General features: G+C 70.6%; 12 protein-coding genes. 6 read left to right on the top strand and 6 right to left on the bottom strand.

The annotated features are described in order from the left end of the window. A partial coding sequence (locus tag AC1DU4_RS14340) for a glycoside hydrolase family 5 protein (RefSeq protein ID WP_477840855.1) occupies positions 1–1523 on the bottom strand: 1523 nt, incomplete at its 3' end. A 160-nt stretch (positions 1524–1683) separates the two neighbouring features. Here AC1DU4_RS14340 and AC1DU4_RS14335 point away from each other — a divergent pair. Together AC1DU4_RS14335 and AC1DU4_RS14330 are read left to right on the top strand one after the other, a co-directional pair. Beyond that, positions 1684–2163, top strand: a complete 480-nt coding sequence (locus AC1DU4_RS14335; RefSeq protein WP_477840853.1) for an ACT domain-containing protein — start codon at positions 1684–1686, stop codon at positions 2161–2163. Positions 2164–2237: 74 nt separating this feature from the next. Next, entirely contained in the window at positions 2238–3089 is an 852-nt protein-coding gene (locus AC1DU4_RS14330) for a patatin-like phospholipase family protein (protein ID WP_477840851.1), read from the top strand. A 115-nt stretch (positions 3090–3204) separates the two neighbouring features. On the opposite strand, the gene AC1DU4_RS14325 is transcribed toward AC1DU4_RS14330, so the two are convergent. Next, complete coding sequence (locus tag AC1DU4_RS14325) at positions 3205–3501, bottom strand: antibiotic biosynthesis monooxygenase family protein (RefSeq protein ID WP_477840849.1); 297 nt, start codon at positions 3499–3501, stop codon at positions 3205–3207. A 359-nt stretch (positions 3502–3860) separates the two neighbouring features. Between AC1DU4_RS14325 and AC1DU4_RS14320 the strand changes: the two genes are divergently transcribed. Further along, positions 3861–5225, top strand: a complete 1365-nt coding sequence (locus tag AC1DU4_RS14320; protein ID WP_477840847.1) for a DUF222 domain-containing protein — start codon at positions 3861–3863, stop codon at positions 5223–5225. 202 nt (positions 5226–5427) lie between these two features. Here the strand turns inward: AC1DU4_RS14320 and AC1DU4_RS14315 are convergent, their stop codons facing one another. Then, entirely contained in the window at positions 5428–6720 is a 1293-nt protein-coding gene (locus AC1DU4_RS14315; protein WP_477840845.1) for a hypothetical protein, read from the bottom strand. Between the two features lie 205 nt (positions 6721–6925). On the opposite strand from AC1DU4_RS14315, the gene AC1DU4_RS14310 reads away from it, so the two are divergent. The 3 genes from AC1DU4_RS14310 (at position 6926) to AC1DU4_RS14300 (ending at position 10337) form a co-directional block, all read left to right on the top strand. Beyond that, positions 6926–7615: an LppP/LprE family lipoprotein gene (locus AC1DU4_RS14310; protein ID WP_477840843.1), complete on the top strand. Its 690-nt coding sequence runs from the start codon at positions 6926–6928 to the stop codon at positions 7613–7615. A gap of 64 nt (positions 7616–7679) precedes the next feature. Beyond that, a complete protein-coding gene (locus AC1DU4_RS14305; RefSeq protein WP_477840841.1) occupies positions 7680–8501 on the top strand; it encodes a carbonic anhydrase in 822 nt (273 codons plus the stop codon). A 54-nt stretch (positions 8502–8555) separates the two neighbouring features. Beyond that, positions 8556–10337, top strand: coding sequence for an NTP transferase domain-containing protein (locus AC1DU4_RS14300; protein WP_477840840.1), 1782 nt, complete (start codon positions 8556–8558; stop codon positions 10335–10337). Here the strand turns inward: AC1DU4_RS14300 and AC1DU4_RS14295 are convergent. From AC1DU4_RS14295 to nirD, 3 genes are read right to left on the bottom strand one after another with little or no spacing between them, the layout of a single operon-like run. Further along, on the bottom strand, positions 10279–11028 hold the full coding sequence (locus AC1DU4_RS14295) for a sirohydrochlorin chelatase (RefSeq protein ID WP_477840838.1): 750 nt from the start codon (positions 11026–11028) through the stop codon (positions 10279–10281). The two genes, AC1DU4_RS14300 and AC1DU4_RS14295, sit on opposite strands and share 59 nt — an antisense overlap. Next, positions 11025–12218, bottom strand: coding sequence for a uroporphyrinogen-III synthase (locus AC1DU4_RS14290; RefSeq protein WP_477840836.1), 1194 nt, complete (start codon positions 12216–12218; stop codon positions 11025–11027). Before AC1DU4_RS14290 ends, AC1DU4_RS14295 begins: the two co-directional genes overlap by 4 nt. Further along, complete coding sequence (gene nirD / locus AC1DU4_RS14285) at positions 12215–12670, bottom strand: nitrite reductase small subunit NirD (RefSeq protein ID WP_477840834.1); 456 nt, start codon at positions 12668–12670, stop codon at positions 12215–12217. Before nirD ends, AC1DU4_RS14290 begins: the two co-directional genes overlap by 4 nt. Positions 12671–12777 lie beyond the last annotated feature (107 nt).

The following is a 12777-nucleotide window of genomic DNA, read 5'->3' as shown; positions in this document are numbered from 1 at the left end:
GTGTACTCCCCTGCGCCGGACACGGGCACCGAGACCCGCGAACCGCCGGCGACCGAGCGGACCGTTCCCGCACCGATGTTGGTACCCGAGACCTCGGGTACGGCGCAGCGAGCGGGAACCCAGAGGTCCGCCGACACCCCGGCCCGGTCCGCGACGCCCTCGACCTCGAGTGCGCCACTGGGCACGTCGGCGCGGATCGCGGTCAGCTCGCCGGGGACCGCCCGCGGGTAGGCCCGGCTCAGGATGGCGCGGATGGGGCTGTCCGCCGGGAAGCTCTCGTACTCGCCGAACTCTCCTGCCTGGCACCAGTCCGGACGGTTATCGCGATGCTGGACGTTGTGCGGGTCACCGCACGCCTGCTTCCACTGCCACCAGGTGCCGCCGACCAGGTACGCGTCCTCCTGCGCGGCGTACCGGGCGACCTTCTCCGGGTTGCTCGCGTCGTCACCGAAGAAGCCCCACTCACCCGAGAAGAACGGTGTTCCGCCGTAGCCTTCCGCCGCCTTCGCCGCAGCGGCAAAGCCCGACTCGATACTGCCGACCGCGAGCGGCAGCGACTCGTTGTAGATGTGCGGCGCGTAGACCAGGTTGGGATCCGAGGTGAACCTGGGTTCGCCCGACGAACCGGCCGAACCTACCGAGCCCGTCGCCGGACCCGGTGTCGGGAGCAGGCTGGAGGCCACCGACGGCTCGAAGTACGCGGTGTGGCTGAATCCGCCCGGCACCGATGCCTCGGCGGCCCGAATGGCAGGAATCAGTCGGTCGTACATCGCGCCGAGTCGCAGGTAGTCGTTGATGCCCACCGACAGGCCGGGACTGGGCTCGTTGAGCAGGTCGTATCCGACCACGGTCGGGTCCGCGGCGAAGCGCCTGACCACGAACTCCCACGACTTGATGAACTCGCCCTGGATGCCGTTGACGTCGTTGTAGAAGTTCTCGAACGACTGCTGCACCACCACCGACACCTCGCGCGAGTCAGGGAGTCGGCAGGTCGCCAGACCGCCCATCGTCGCGGTAGCCCAGGCCGGGGCACCGTCCCAGCCGACCGAGGTCGCCAGCGGCGCAGGGCAGCTCACGCCGTCCGGCGTGGCGACCGCGGGACCCCAGGCGTCCTGGTGCATGTCCAGGATGACGCCGATGTCGTGCGCCTTCGCCCATTCCGTCGCCTGCGCGATCTTGTCGAGGTACGAGTGGTCGAAGACGCCCCGCTGCGGCTCGATCAGCGACCAGCTCATGATCAGCCGGACGACGTTGAAGCCCTGGGTCGCGATGCCCGCGAAGTCCGCCTCGGTGAGCGGCATCGTCGGGTCGAGGTCGGGGAACTCCTGGTAGTACTCGCCGAGTCCGTTGACGTTGATCCCGCGTAGGAGGACCGTCCGACCGAGGTCGTCGACGATGCGCGGTGCCCCGGAGGTGCTGGTCGACAACCGGCCGTCGCCCGGTTCGGCCGGCGCCGCGACCGCCGTCGCCCCGCCCGCTGCCATCGTCGCCGCACACAGCAGCGCCGTCACAGCCGTCGTCAATCGGAATTTGGACCACATACGTCGGGCACTCACCTTCTTCTCGAGGCATCGCGCGGCCAGACACACCACGCCTGCCGGGACATTATTGGTCACTTGTTCAGTTCGCGTTCACATTTCGCCCAAATCGCCCGGCGCACAGTACAGATGGCAGGCTCGAGCCATGACCGGCGAACGCAACCTCGACGTCCTGCTCGCCACCATGGATCCGGTCCGCCGCGCGGGTACCTTCGTGTTCGTCTTCCTCACAGACCCGAGTGGGGCCGACGGCGTGACGGCCGCCGCCACGGTCGCCGAGGAGAACGGACTCTCACTGGTCGTCACCAAGCGCGACGCCGACATCCGCGGCTGGACCTACGACTTCGAGGCCGGCTGGATCACCCTGCGGGTGCACTCCGCACTCGGTGCGGTGGGGTTGACCGCCGCGGTGAGCGGGCGGCTCGCCGGGATCGGGATCAGCTGCAACGTGATCGCCGGCCGTCACCACGACCATCTGCTGATACCCGTCGGTGACGTGCCGCGGGCGCTCGACGCGCTGAGGGCGCTCGCGGTCGAGCACCGGGGCCGCCACGACGACGTCCCGGACGCGACCGACGATGCCGCCGCCACCGAGGACCCACCGGCGCCTCGACTGGCCCGGTGACTCGTCCCGGAGACCACGGCGGCAAGCGGCGATGCGCCGACATCACATAGGGTGAGAACAGTAATGTTGCTGGCATGCAACAATTTCCAACTCGTTCTGTCGTACTTGGCGCGGGCGGTGTCGTCGGCACTGCCTGGATGGCCGGCATGGCTGGCGGATTGCGACGTCTTGGAGTGGACCTGGCGGACTCCGATCTGATCGTCGGAACGTCGGCAGGCGCGATCGTGGCCGCTGTGCTCGCCACCGGGCGAGACCCAGCCGAGCTGGCCCAACCCCCACGACCGGCTCCTGCCGACGTGCAACTGCCACCTGTCGACCCCCGTTTGACGGGCAGAGTATTCGCGGTATTCGGGGACAAGGAGCTTGAACCGGACGTCGCGCGACGACGTGTGGGACAGATCGCGCTCGAGATGAGCGCAGAGCATGAGCCGGTGCATGTCGAGCGGATGCACAGGATGATCGGATCATCGCAATGGCCAGACACATCGCTGCTGGTTGTGGCCGTCGATGCTCTCTCGGGCAAGCGTGAAGTCTTCGACAGACTCGGAGAGGCTTCCCTGGCCGACGCCGTCGTCGCAAGCCGTGCCACGCCAGGCTTCTATCCACCGATGACCATCGGTGGTCGCCGCTTCATGGATGGCGGGATGCACTCGTCGACCAATGCCGACTTGGCAGCCGGAGCGCAGCTTCTGGTTGCCGTACACCCGCTCGCTCACCTCTTTCCAGCGACGGAACTCGAGTCCGAACTCCGGGTGGCACAGCCTGGAAGATCGCTTCTGATTTGCCCCGACGAGCTGTCGATCGGGGCGTTCGGCGGCGATCTGGCCAGCCGTGCGAATTGGATACCGGCCTTTGAAGCAGGAACGCTGCAGGCGAGAGCTGAGGCCGAACGGCTCAAGCAGGCCTGGGAGGCCGCGGCGTGCTGAACAGTTGACGACAGTTGACGCTCGATGAACTGAGATGTCGGCGTGCCTGTCGAGCACGACAGTTGTTCGCATGGCGCCTGGTGGTGTGGCGCTTGCCGGACAGGGATCGGGAGTGTCAGGCGCTCTTAACCTGCTCAAAATGCTCGACCCTGGGGAATGGTGAGTAGAAGTGGTGCAGGAGCCGGCGCCATTGCTGGTATTCGACTGACCCGCGAAAGCCCTCGGTGTGGTCCTCGAGGCTTTTCCAGTGCACGAGCGGCAGGTACGTGCTCCGTCGCTCCAGGCATCGCGACAGGGTCAGGTGCTCAAACCCGGACATGCCCGCAATGATCGCCTTGGCATCCGCAAAGGCAGCCTCGAAGGCGGCTTCCTCACCAGGCCTGACGGATAGCAGAGCATGCTCCAAGACCATGCGCCAAGGATCGCATAGTTGAAACCTGCTCCAGTGGCGGTAGGCGTAGCCGGGACCGCTGGGCGTTCGGGCTTCGGTAACGGCAACGATGGGGACGGCAATTCTCGACGAACGGGTCACCCCTACGGCGAGCCGGTGGCGATGTTTGCCGGCGCCGGCAGCCTCGACGGGGCGGTGCTGGCGGCGTAGGCAGCCTCGCTCGCGAATCTGACAGGCGCCCGGTGTGGGCGAGAATCCGCGCCGCCATGCAAGTCGGAAGATCATTCACGGGGACGTGCAGGAACACTTCCGATTCGCACACCTTTTGACCAGCATGAATACACTAGAAATCGAATGCACGTGCGAGTAGAATTCGACGTATGAAACTCGACGCCATGCTCACCGACCCCGCCGGGATCGAGGCATGGCGACTCGACGAGACCGAGATCCTCGCCGCGGTACCCGAGCTGGTTCAGGACATGCGCAGACGCGACGCGCTCCTCGTTCGACTCGTGCACGAGGCGGATCAAAAATGCCTGCCCGAACACGCCGGTGCCGCGGACACCACCGCCTGGCTCGCCGGCGCCACCCGGATGCACCGCGCCCACGCCGCCCAGATCGTCCGCCTCTCCCGCGAACTGCCGTTGCACCCGCATGCGGCCGAGGTACTGGACGACGGACGGATCGAACTCGGCCACGTCCAGGTGATCGTCAACTTCCTGGACCGCCTCGCGAAACTCACCCGCGACCTCGACATCGAACCCACCGAAACCGACTGGGACCATCCCGACCCCGAGACCGGACGCCCAGACGACTGCGAGGCCTACCTACTCATCGCCGCCCAGGTCGAAGACCCCACACAGCTGCGCGCCCGGGCACGCGAAATGGAAATACTGTTCGAGCGCGACAGCGACCTGCCGTCCGACGCAGAAAACCCCGAACTCAACGAGTTTCACGCCAGCGCCACCCTGGGCGGTCGGGTGCTCGTCAAGGGCACCTTCGACGCCGAGTCCGGCGAGGCCCTCCAGACCGCCCTCTCCGGACTGTCCAAGCCACACCCGAGCACCGACGACGACGGCAACCCCATCCGCGACCCCCGCACCGCCTCCAAGCGCAACGCCGACGCCTTCACCCAGATCATCCGAGGACACCTCGACAACGAACGCGGACCGATCGAAGGCGGCGAACGACCCCACGTCACCGTCACCATCGACGTCGACGCACTCAAGGACGCGGTCTCCGCGACCGTGCCGACACCCGCGACCGGGGCCTGGGACCGCAACGGCTGGGAGTACCACTCCGACAACGCAACCGGACCCACAGGCAGAAAGAGCTACGGCGGCTGCGCCGACGTCAGGCCCCCTCGGCACTACCGCCGACGCCGCCACGCCAGCATGCCCTGGGCAGGYCCCGTCTCCGCCGCCATCGCCGCCCGCATCTCCTGCGACGCCCAGGTCACCCCGATCTTCGTCGACCGGAACGGCAACCCACTCGACGTCGGCCACACCACCCGGATCATCTCGCCGCGACTCCGCAAGGCCCTGGTCGCAAGGGACTGCGGCTGTGCCTTCCCCGGCTGCGGACGCCCCGCGGCCTGGACCGAAGCCCATCCTCCCCCAAGCACTTCGTGCAGGGAGGTGCCCCCATCGTCCACTGGTCCGATGGCGGTCCGACCGCGCTGGCGAACCTGGTGCTGCTCTGCAAGAAGCACCACACGATCATTCACAGGAACCACTGGGCGGTGAAGGTCGAATCAGACGGATTTCCTTGGTTCACCCCACCCGCCTGGGTGGACCCGTTGCGAAGACCGCGGCCGGCCCACAACCGGCGCGAGATCCACCGAACCTGACCAGGCACAGGCCTGAACACTCACCCACAACCGGTCTGCACTGCATCAAGGGTGGGGCCTGTCAGCACTCCTGGCCGCGAACCTTGGTTTACCCGAAATCAGAGTTCCAGCCCCGGCGCGGTGGCAATTTCCTGCAACTGGTCCAGTGTCAATACCGTCCCCGGCGCCGCGTCGTCGAGGCTGACCTGGACCCGAGTCCCGGACGGCCGGGTGACGGTGACGATGCCGGGCTCGGTTCGGGTGAGCACCGAGCCGTCCGGCAGGGCAGTGAAGGTGGTGCGGCGCCGGTCACTCGGCTCCTGCGGCTCGACGGGAAGCTGGTGGCGACCACTGATCGAGACCAGGAGCCGGCCGGATCCATCCGGGCCGCTCACACCCAATTCCTCGCAGACGCTGGACCGGTTGTAGGTGGACAGCTGCAGCGACCCGAGCCGACGGTCGAGGCTCACCCCTGTCGGCGCGTGCTCACGCCACACCTCGTCGAGCGCGGCGTTCAGTCGCTGCACGGTCTCTCGGCTCAGTGGCGTGCCGGCGTCGACACCAGCGCGGCACTCCGCCGGCGGCTGCGCCGTGCCGGCCGGGACGGGCGCGGTGACCCGCAGTCCAGGCGTAGTGGCGAGGGCGGTGAGCTCGTCGACGGTCAGCGGCACAGTTCCGCTGTTCCGCCTCGCCTGCACCGGCTCCGCCCAGTTCTCGTCGCCGGCCGACGCGTCGACAAATGTGCCGTCGGGCAGGTGCGCGGTCACCCGGCGGACCAGGTTCCGGTTGCCTCCGTACTCGTTCCAGGTGTCCCGTGAGTCCACCACGGTGCCGTCCGGAAACGTGGTCCGGCGGTCGAGTTGGCCGGCAACGCATTCCGGTATCTCAGGAGTCGACTGGCGCACCCGGACATCGAGCATCCCGGCGGCGGCGCCACGGGTGAGCAGTCCCTGCGCCGACGTCGAGCCGCCGATGTCTTCCGCTCTCACTCCCTCGGGCAGTTCGGAGGTGAACACTGGGATCGGCTGGAACCACAACGACTCGCTCGGGCCCGCAAACTCGAGACGGACGGTGTCCGGCAGCGCGGACCGCAGGGCGTCGGACATGGCGGTGGCCTTGGGCCCGTTGAACCACGGGTAGCTCGGGTTGTCGTAGCTCTGCTCGCCCGCGTACCCGACCATGAATCCCTTGCCACCCGACGGCGGCTCCACCCGCTCGCAGCCCGGAATCTCGACGGGATAGACGACGGTCGGGGTCACCCTCGACACCGGCGACGCCTCGTCCTCCGCCGAGGACGACGCACCCGGATCGTGCAGCAGACCGGCGACGATCACGCCGACTGCCACCACCGCGACCACCACCAGCGCGTCCACCCAGCCGACCCGCCTGGCTTGCCCGTCCAGCTCACCCATCAGTCCCCCGCTCCTCGCGCCCGGCCCGCGAGCCCGGGCGTCAGAGTCCCTTTCGCCGGATTCTCGAGCGGCGTTACGGGTAACACGTCCCGACCCGGCGCCGACACACCCCACGAGGGCCGCTCGCGGTTCGCGACAGGCCCGTTCGCCCGCGAACCCGCCATCGCTACTACCTCCCGAGGGGGCGTGCATGAGAACACCGACTGTGACTGCCGTTGTCTGCGCGGCGCTGATCGCCGCGGCAGCCACCGCCTGCGGAGGCGACACCGAGCCACCCACGCCGACCGCCCAGACCTCGGCGGCGCAGGCCTCAGCACAACCGTCCGAGACACTGTCGTCCGAGACAGTGTCGTCCGAGACACAGGCGATCGAGTCGGAGCCCTCGACAACACAATCCACCCCCACAACCGAGGACACCGAAACCGAGGACACCGACGCCGCCACGACGAACCAGCCCACCGCCGACACCATCAGTGGACAGGGCCGATGCCTGGACCCGGACTCGACGGGAGTGCGCGACGCCGTCGCCGGCCTGGACCAGGCGCCTTATGGCTGGATCGTCGGCGCCGCGTCCGAGGACCCGCTGGGCTCCTGCCCCGACCTGTTGTGGGCGGTGGCGGACGTGGAGGCCGGCACCGCCAGCTCACCGCGCCACGTCCTGTTCTTCCACGACGGCCGCTACCTCGGCACCGCGACCGCCGAGCCGTACTCCTTCACCCACGTCGCGGGCACGACCGGCGACACCGTCACGGTCGAGTACCGGTGGCTCGCCGAGGACGAACCGAACTGCTGTCCCGCCGGTGGGCCCGCCGCGGTCGACTACACCTGGGACGGGTCCCAGGTGGTGATGGAGCAGCCGCTGCCGCAGGCGATGCTCGACTCCTACCACCACTGAGACTCCCAAGGTTCTTCCGCAGTCGAGCAGACCTCCGGCGCACCCGGCTTCCTACACTCGTCCCATGCCGACGCCGTCGCCCCATACCGATGCAGCCATCCAGATCCGGTGGGTCCAGGGCCCGAGTGCCTCACGGTCCGCGCCACCGACCACGGCCGAGGAGGCCGTCGCGCTGCTCGAACGGGGCAGCGCGGCCTTTTCCCGGGTGGGCGCGGAATCGATCGAATTTCACGTCGACCGAGAGGCTTTCGGCATCGCGCACGACGACACGGACGGCATCCTGACCCAGCGTCCGTTCGCTGCCGTGCTGAGCTGCTCGGACGCCCGCGTGCCGATCGAGCTGACCCTCGGTCGCGCGGCCAACGACCTGTTCGTGGTGCGGGTCGCGGGCAACGTCCCCGGGTCCGACTGCCGGGGCAGCCTGCACTACGCGGCCGAACACCTGCCGAGCGTGCAGCTGTTCACGGTCATCGGGCACTCGCAGTGCGGGGCCGTGACGGCGGCGGTCGACGCGATGCTCGAGCCGCACCGGTACCTGCAGATCGCCTCGGACGCGCCCCTGCGCGGGATCATCGACTCCCTGCTCGCCGGCGTGCATTTCGCCGATCGTGCGCTCACCCACGTGCACGGCGCCCAGGTCCGGGACTCCCAGCACTACCGCACCCGGATGATCACCCTGGCCACCCTCGCCAACACCGCCCTCACCGCGGCCGTCCTGCGACGAGACCTGAGCCGACCGACCGCCTTCGGCGTCTACAAGCTCGCCGCCCGCAACGTCGGGGTCCGCCGCGCCGAGGGCTGGGCGCCCACGCTCGCGATGGCACCGCAGGACGACAGCGAGCTCACGGCGATCGTGGAGAACGCGGCCCGGTCCCTGACTGTGTGATCCGCCCCGACGTCCTACCGGGTGTCCGCATTCCCCGCGTGCGAGCATGGACTGATGACCGACGGCCAGGCGAGATTTGACGCGATCGTCCTAGCGGGCGGCTCCGGCAGCCGGATGGGCGGCGTCGACAAGCCCTCGATCGAGGTCGCCGGGCGGTCCATGCTCGACACCGCCCTGGACGCCGTGGCCGACGCGAGCGCCGCGGTGGTGGTCGGCCCGCGCCGCGCCGGCCTCGCCCCCGCCGTCCGGCAGACGCAGGAGTCGCCGCCGGGGTCCGGCCCGGTCGCGGCGGTTGCCGCGGGCCTGGCCGAACTCGGTGATGCCGAGCTGGTCGTCGTCCTGGCCGCCGACCTCCCGTTCATCACCCCCGCGGCGATCGCCACCCTCGCCGCCGCCCTGGTCTCGGATCCCACCGCGGACGCGGCGTTCGCCGTGGACGAGTCCGGCCGGGTGCAGTTCCTGCTGGGGCTCTGGCGCGTGGACGTGCTGGCGGCCCGACTGCGTGCCCTCGGTGCCGACGGGCCCGCCAACCAGCCGATGAAGGTACTGGTCCCCAAAAACCATGCGACGGTGCTCATGTCGGGCATCTCCGACTGCGACACCGACGCGGACCTGGCCCGGGCGCGGGCTCGCAGCACCGGCCCCCTGGCGGGCGGTTCCGCCACCGCGCTGAGCCTCGACGAGGCCCGCGCTCGCGTGCACCGCGGGGTCGACATGCTGACCGTGCGCACGCTCGCCCCGGTACGGGCGCTGGGCGGCGCGCTCGCCCGACCCCTGACCGCGGCCGCTCCGCTCCCCCGCCTCGCCCTCTCCGCCATGGACGGTTACGCCGTATCCGGTTCCGGACCTTGGCAACTCGACCCGATGATCCGGTACGCCGGATCCGAGGACGAGCTCGAGCTACCGGACGGACACGCGGTACGCATCGCCACCGGCGCCCACCTGCCGACCGGCGCCGACGCGGTGCTGCGCGACGAGCACGCCGACGCCACAGGCACCACCTTGCGCCGCAGGCCCGACGCCCCGGTCCGCGACGACACCCGCCGACGCGGCGAGGACTGGCACAAGGGTGACGAGCTGGCCCCGGCCGGCACGACGGTCACCCCCGCGCTGGCCTCGGTGGCGCTGAGCGCCGAGGTCGGCGAGCTCGCGGTCCGCGGTCCGGCGCGGGCACGAATTGTGGTCAGCGGGGACGAGATCCGCCGCGACGGCCCGCTGCGTCGAGGGCAGACCCGGGACTCGCTCGGCCCGCTGATGCCGCAGTTCCTGTCCTGGTGCGGGGTACACACCGCCACCGAGGCCCACCTGCGTGACACCGCCGGCGGCTTCGACGAACTGCTGGCCCCGTCGACCGGGCCCGACACCGCCGAGCACCTGGTGGTGATCGTCGGCGCGACCGGGGGCGGCGCCGCCGACCACCTGCGTCTGGCCCTGGACCGACGGGGCGCCCGCACGCTGGTGGGCCGGGTGCGCTGCCGTCCCGGTGGGTCGCAGGTGGTGGCGACGCTGCCCGACGGCCGGGTGGTGCTGGGCCTGCCCGGCAACCCCTACGCGGCCGTCGTGACGCTGCTGGCGATGACGCCGACCCTGGTCGCCGCGCTGACCGGCGTGCCGCGTCCGCCCGTGGTCACCGGGGCGGTGGTCAACGCGGCGGAGGTCGGCGCGGACGTCGCCCGCCTGGTGCCGGTCACCCGGCTGGCGGACGGCCGCTGGCGAGCCGTCGCCGGCGTCCGGACCGCGCACCTCGCCGGCCTGATCGGGGCCGACGCCCTCGCGGTCATCGAACCGGGAACACCCGACGGCGGTCACGCCGAACTACTGACGCTGCCCCGCTGACGCGGCCTTCGTGCGTCGACTGCGCGGCTCCGCGGTAGCGGTCCACGAGCAGGCGCACCAGGTCCGGGTGCACCCCGAGCGGCTGCGCCACCCCGTCGGCGCCGGCCTCACCCAGCCTCCGGTGAAAGAGCCCGTCCGCCAACAGGTACGACGCCACGAACACCCGACGGTGGCCGCCGGCCCGCAGCCGCCGCACCACGTCCGGTACCCGCGGCTGCGCCGTCGCGACGTAGCCGATGTGGACGCGGTCCTCGACCAGCTCGGCCAGCAGCGCGGCGCCGCGGCGCACGTCCGCGAGCGCGCGCGGGTCCGAGGAGCCCGCGGCGGCAAGCACCACCGCGTCGCCCGGCCGCCAGCCCGCCTCGCGGAGCCGTTGGCGGAGCACCCGCGCCAGCACCCGGTCGGGACCCAGCGCGGCGGTGACCCGGACGTCGGGGTGCCCGGAGTCCGCGACCTCGCGCGGCACGTCGGTGTGCACGTGGTAGCCGGACGCCAGGAACGCCGGCACCACGACGGCGGGCCCGTCGAGGTCCCGCAGCACCTCCGCGGGCGACGGACCGAGCACGTCCACGAACGCGACGCGGGTGGTCCCCACCGCGGACGACACCTCGTCCGCGAGCGCGGCGACCATGTCGACACCGCGGGTACTGCGGGTGCCGTGCGCCACCAGCACGAGCGACGGCGCGCTCACGCCTGCGGCCCGTCGTCGTTCCCGCCCGCCTCGTCGCAGGGGTCCGCGTGGGCACAGTCGGCGGTGTCCAGCGCCAGCCGGTAGCCGCGTTTGACTATGGTCTGCACCATCTTCGGGGCACCGAGCCCGGCCCGCAGTCGCGCGATCGCCGTCTCCACCGCGTGGGTGTCCTCGCCGCCACCGGGCAGCACGGACAGCAGTTCCTCCCGGGTGACCACCCGACCGGGGACCCGGGTCAGGGTGCGGGTCAGGGCCATGGCCGCGGGCGGCAGCGGCCGGACCTCGCCGTCGACCAGGACGCAGCCGCCGCGCACCGCCAGCGAGTGACCTGCCGCCTGGAGCGTCACCGACCGACGCGGCAGTTCCTCGGCGATGTGCCGGGCCAGCGACCCCAGTCGGGCCCGGCCCGGCATCGTGGTGGAGACACCGAGGGCCTCGAGCGGCGCCGCCGTGACCGGTCCGACGCAGACCGCCAGCACCGGACCGCCGAACGCCTGGAGCAACGGGTTGATCAGGCCGATCTCCTTGGCGCGCATCAGCATCGACGCCACCGCGGGTGCGCTGGTGAAGCTGACCGCGTCGAGTCCCCCGGCCGCCGTCAGCTCGATCAGCCGGTCCATCGCGGTCTGGTCGTCGGGCGGGGTCCACCGGTACACCGGCACCGGCACCACGTGGGCGCCGGCGATCCGGAGCACCTCGCACAGGTCCGGCAGCGGCTCCCACTCGGTGGCGGCGCCGTGCATCTGTACCGCGATCCGCCGGCCCTCGATTCCCTCCGCCAGCAGGTGGTCGATGACCTCGGCCGAGGACTCGGAGGCCGGCGACCACTCCTCCCGCAGGCCGGCGGCCCGGATCGCGCCCGTCGCCTTCGGCCCCCTGGCCAGCAGCCGCGACGAGGACAGCGCGCCGCGCAGGTCCTCCGCGCTGCCCCAGCCCTCCGCGGCCTCCATCCATCCGCGGAACCCGATCCCGGTGGTGGCGATCGCGATCTCCGGCGGGTTGTCGATCAGGTCCTGCGTGACGCGCTCGAGTTCCGCGTCGTCGACGAGCGGGATGATCCGGATCGCGGGGGCGAGCACCACGTTCGCCCCGCGTCGGGTCAACAGGGTGGTGAACTCCTCGGAACGCCGCGCTGCGGTCACCCCGATCGTGAACCCGCGCAGCGGATCACCGGTGTTCGCAACGCTCACGCCGCGCCCGCCCCGGACACCAGGACGCCGGGTGCATGCAGGGAGCCATCTGCCTGCAGCGAGCTGTGCACCTGCACCACCCCTGCCCAGACCCGCACGTCGTAGACCGGCAACCGCACCGACGGCTCGTCCATGCAGCGGCCGTCGACCAGCGAGAACGCCTGCTTGAGCAGCGGCGAGACCACGATCGGTTCGCCGGCCCGGTCCCCGACCAGGCCTCGCGACATCACCGCGGCCCGGCCGTACGGATCGATGTTCCCCACCGCGTGCAGGCTGCCGTCCTCGAGCAGGAACAGCGCCACCTGCTCGCGGCCGCGCAGCAGCACGGCGACCCCGAGTCCGGGGATCAGCCGACTCAACGGACAGGCCGAGGTCCACTCGAGCCGGCCGTCGTGCACGCTCTCGCGTCCGGCGCCGGTCATGCGGTGGGTGTTGATGTCGATCTCGGTCATGACGGTCCTCCCTTGTCCCGGCCCTATTTCTAGTTGGGGGGTGTTTCCTCGGCGTTAAGTCGGCATTCCCGCTCCGTAAGGAGTGCCCGGCACCACTTCGTTGGGGT

The sequence above is a fragment of the Rhodococcus sp. P4_F5 genome, assembly GCF_056401315.1.
Note: the sequence above shows the minus strand (reverse complement) of the source record. Positions and strands in the feature narration are given on the sequence as shown.

What these genes read in the sequence shown, in the direction of transcription:
- AC1DU4_RS14335 (WP_477840853.1), top strand. Translation starts at nt 1,684, where the DNA reads ATGACCGGCGAACGCAACCTCGACGTCCTGCTCGCCACCATGGATCCG.
- AC1DU4_RS14330 (WP_477840851.1), top strand. Translation starts at nt 2,238, where the DNA reads ATGCAACAATTTCCAACTCGTTCTGTCGTACTTGGCGCGGGCGGTGTC.
- AC1DU4_RS14325 (WP_477840849.1), bottom strand. Translation starts at nt 3,501, where the DNA reads ATGGTCTTGGAGCATGCTCTGCTATCCGTCAGGCCTGGTGAGGAAGCC.
- AC1DU4_RS14315 (WP_477840845.1), bottom strand. Translation starts at nt 6,720, where the DNA reads ATGGGTGAGCTGGACGGGCAAGCCAGGCGGGTCGGCTGGGTGGACGCG.
- AC1DU4_RS14305 (WP_477840841.1), top strand. Translation starts at nt 7,680, where the DNA reads ATGCCGACGCCGTCGCCCCATACCGATGCAGCCATCCAGATCCGGTGG.
- AC1DU4_RS14300 (WP_477840840.1), top strand. Translation starts at nt 8,556, where the DNA reads ATGACCGACGGCCAGGCGAGATTTGACGCGATCGTCCTAGCGGGCGGC.
- nirD (WP_477840834.1), bottom strand. Translation starts at nt 12,670, where the DNA reads ATGACCGAGATCGACATCAACACCCACCGCATGACCGGCGCCGGACGC.